Source organism: Microcystis sp. M165S2 (assembly GCF_020245885.1).
GTDB lineage: Bacteria > Cyanobacteriota > Cyanobacteriia > Cyanobacteriales > Microcystaceae > Microcystis.
In genome coordinates this window covers 1-3941 of sequence record NZ_JADBTZ010000086.1, presented here as the reverse complement: position 1 = coordinate 3941, position 3941 = coordinate 1, and the positions used below count along the sequence as shown (strand labels likewise).

Here is a 3941-nt window from a genome sequence, read left to right as displayed (position 1 = left end):
AGGCCGAATTTGAAGTCTTTTCTGAACGAAACCCCCTACTATCTGTGGTCAAGGTTCAGTTTTTAGCTTGGTTATCGCTTTTTCCATTGTAGCTTAAAGCCGTCGTAAAACGACGGGGTTTTAACCCAAATTTTCGATAACCTTGACACTTACTCCCGTATCAATCAAACCTTACTCTGGACTGCTGAAAAACATCGTCAGTGCAGGGCGATAACCAGTATTTTCCACCATTTTTTACTGTCTCTAAACTATCATCGAAAACTACAGGCCGCATCCCACTCAGACATGAGTATAATTACTCATTGACGAAGTTGTGAGAAAATAGAAAGAAAAACAAGGAAAAAAGCCATGCTAGGGATACCCTGCAAGAAAAAGCCCAACTAGAGAAATATCTCCTGGAAACCGCCAAAATTCTCTGAAAATATACCGAACCAGAAAAGCTCAACGACTTCGAGAATAATGAAAAACTTTCTAGACTCAACCAACCGAGGGGAAAAAAATAATTTCCTCATCCCCCTTGCCTATACGCTAGGAATAGCCCTCCCTTTTGTTTTAGTCTATTTTCTCCCCATTTACCACGTTACCGATACTTTCCTCTTTAGTAGATGGGGGGATTGTCTTGCGGCAGGTAAAGTATACATGGATTGTCCTCCCAAAGTCCCCAACTATCCTAGTATAGGTATACTGGCAAGCGGCGGAGTAATTGCAGCGATAAAATCCCTATTGGGAATTAGCGAAAAAACCGAAGCTATCTACTACTTCCGTTTTTACCTAGCGTTTGTTGACGCTGTCAATTTTCTCCTTCTCACCTACCTAGCAAGAATCTTAAAATTCAAACGCCCCGTAATCATCGGTTTCAGCATTACCCTAGTGCTATTTCTCTGGGCAGCAGGTTCTCTCTGGGGACAGATTGACAACGTAGGCTTATTATTTTGCCTCCTGGCTACCATTGCTTTCTTCCAATCTTGGAGTGAGGAAAACACCCTCCTCAAAAATATCCTCTGGTTTCTCCTGGGGATGTTTAGTTTAGTCCTATTCATTCTCACTAAACAACTCTTTATTTTTTCCCTACCCTTTTTTGCCCTAGTTATCCTGACCACAGGTTACAAATTCCAGCAAAGATACCAGACTAAAGGCTTAATCTGGCTGGGAGCAACTCTACTTTTAAGCCTCGGATTTTTCCTCTACCTAGATAGCTTATTTGCAGTTCCCCTCAGACTGATTCAGTCTAGTTTCCTCTTTGTCTTAAAATCTGGTAGTGGTCACGGTGACAAAATCTCAGGAAATGGCTTTAATATCTGGATATTTCTCGGTTTAGAACCCCGCGCTTCCTCCCGAGTACCTTTTATGGATTTGCAACTAGGTAGCTGGAAAAAAGGTATCAGTCCTTACCAAGCAGGACTTTTACTCTATGCTGGTTTCATGGGTTTTCTTATCTGTACAGGTTTAATCAAGATTTGGCAAATTCTCGCCACCAAAACCGAGGCGATTAACCCTAAATATAATACTACCTATTTAATGGCACTTCTCTGCCTTTTCCACGGACTAAGTTACCTAGGTTTTAATATTCTTCTCAGTGGTACTCATCAGCGCTATCTCTATATAGGTTATCCTTTTATCCTGATGAGTATTATCTGGCTCTACTATCAGGATTTGCTAGTATCCAGACGCGCCCTACTCGCCTCTTTATTTGCTGCTTTTGCCTACGGTTGTTTTCTTTATTCCCAAGTCTCTAATGCTTATGTAGTACAAGCACAACAGTATTTAGGTGTTCAACAACCGCCGAATATTCCCTTATTACCCAAGTTCTTCTTTATCTTTGAAAGACATCAGTTTCTAGGTGCTGTTCATCTGTTCTTGCTAGTCTTCCTAGTAGATATTTGGCAACAGCTAAGTAAAAGACAGATTGTTCGTCCTAGTTCAGATAATATAGTCATTCCAAATAAGTATGATGCAAGGGAAAAATAGGGTAAAATAAGTTTTTGGACAATTCACAGTAAGTATCTACACATTTGACCGTCGGGCGGGCGGCTCTAGGCTTAACCCTAGTCTCTGTCTCGGTTTCAGGCTTTTCCTCTAGGTTGTTTTGACGGAGATGCCAGCAAAGGAATCTTTAAGAAATTACCCAAAATCCCTGAGTATAGATATTGACGGCGCTAGACTCCCAACGTATGGATAAACACTGTTTCTGGAAGCCCATGACTGTGAGCTACGAAAAAATCACCCCACCGACAACAGGCTCGACAATTACTTTTTCTGACGGAAAACCTCTAGTTCCCGACGATCCCATCATTCCCTTCATTCGTGGTGACGGTACGGGAGTCGATATCTGGCCCGCAACCGAAAAAGTTATCGATGCAGCGATCGCCACAGCCTACGGTGGTCAAAGGAAAATCCATTGGTTTAAAGTCTATGCTGGCGATGAAGCTTGCGAAATCTACGGGACCTATCAATATCTACCCCAAGATACATTGACAGCGATTAAAGAATATGGTATTGCCATCAAGGGTCCCTTGACCACTCCGATCGGTGGCGGCATTCGTTCCCTGAATGTGGCTTTGCGGCAAATTTTTGACCTCTATGCCTGTGTTCGTCCCTGTCGTTACTATGCGGGAACCCCTTCCCCCCATAAAACCCCGGAAAAGCTCGATGTCATCGTCTATCGGGAAAATACCGAGGATATTTATCTCGGCATCGAATGGAAACAAGGCACGGAAATCGCCGATAAACTGATTAATTATCTCAACACGGAACTAATTCCCGCCACTCCCGAACATGGTAAAAAACAAATTCCCCTCGACGCGGGTATCGGGATCAAACCGATTAGTAAGACAGGTTCCCAAAGATTAGTCCGCCGGGCGATCGAACGAGCGCTGACTTTACCCAAACCGAAAAATCAAGTTACTCTCGTCCACAAGGGTAACATTATGAAATATACCGAAGGGGCGTTTCGGGATTGGGGTTATGAATTAGCTAAAAGTGAATTCCGGGATGTGTGCGTTACTGAGATGGAGTCATGGATACTGAGCAATAAGGAGAAAAACCCCGATCTGAGCATCGAAGATAACGCCCGCATGGTGGAACCGGGTTATGATGCCCTTACAGACGAGAAAAAAGCCAAAATCTGCCAAGAAGTGACCATTGTTCTCGATGCTATCTGGGAAACCCACGGCAAGGGACAGTGGCAAGATAAAATTATGGTCAACGATCGCATTGCCGATAGTATCTTCCAACAGATCCAAACCCGTCCCGATGAATACTCGATCCTCGCTACCATGAACCTGAATGGTGATTATCTCTCCGATGCGGCAGCGGCGATCGTCGGTGGTTTGGGTATGGGACCTGGGGCGAATATTGGCGATACTTGCGCTATTTTTGAGGCAACCCACGGAACAGCCCCTAAACACGCTGGTTTAGACCGAATTAACCCCGGTTCGGTGATTCTTTCTGGGGTAATGATGTTGGAATACATGGGATGGCAAGAAGCGGCCGATTTGATTAAAAAAGGCATCGCAGCGGCAATCGCTAATCGACAAGTTACCTACGATTTAGCGCGTCTGATGGAACCCCCCGTTAATCCTCCCCTGAAATGTTCCGAATTTGCCGATGCGATTATCTCCCATTTTGGCGATTAATTTTCTGGTTAGGGTAGCCTCAAAACTGCCCTATTTTTCGGATGAAACAGCCCTACCGATGTCGGGGGGGCAAGGGGAGATAGGTAATGATTCGGTAGTAGTGCCGTAGCCCTCTTGCTTACCTGGTATGAATTGTGTTAAATATTTATTAATAAAAATAATTGGAACCCGATCAGTCTTTAAACCTCTAGCTTGATCATGACTTTTCTGATAAATATCTTTTTCTGGCTCCTGTCTGGCTTACTCAAATATCAGTCTAGCACCGAACAAAATACCCCCTTCACCTCTATTCCCCTGTCAAGCGTT

Annotated in this window: 2 protein-coding genes; both read left to right on the top strand. The window is 43.9% G+C overall.

Features of this window, described 5'->3' with window-relative positions; genetic code table 11:
- The first annotated feature begins 459 nt into the window (after positions 1-459).
- Positions 460-1968, top strand: coding sequence for a glycosyltransferase family protein (locus tag IM479_RS04820; RefSeq protein ID WP_287687498.1), 1509 nt, complete (start codon positions 460-462; stop codon positions 1966-1968).
- A 230-nt stretch (positions 1969-2198) separates the two neighbouring features.
- Positions 2199-3635: an NADP-dependent isocitrate dehydrogenase gene (locus tag IM479_RS04815; RefSeq protein WP_287687497.1), complete on the top strand. Its 1437-nt coding sequence runs from the start codon at positions 2199-2201 to the stop codon at positions 3633-3635.
- The last annotated feature ends 306 nt before the right edge of the window (positions 3636-3941 follow it).

Coding starts and splice junctions, on each gene's coding strand:
- IM479_RS04820 (WP_287687498.1), top strand. CDS start 460: ATGAAAAACTTTCTAGACTCAACCAACCGAGGGGAAAAAAATAATTTC.
- IM479_RS04815 (WP_287687497.1), top strand. CDS start 2,199: ATGACTGTGAGCTACGAAAAAATCACCCCACCGACAACAGGCTCGACA.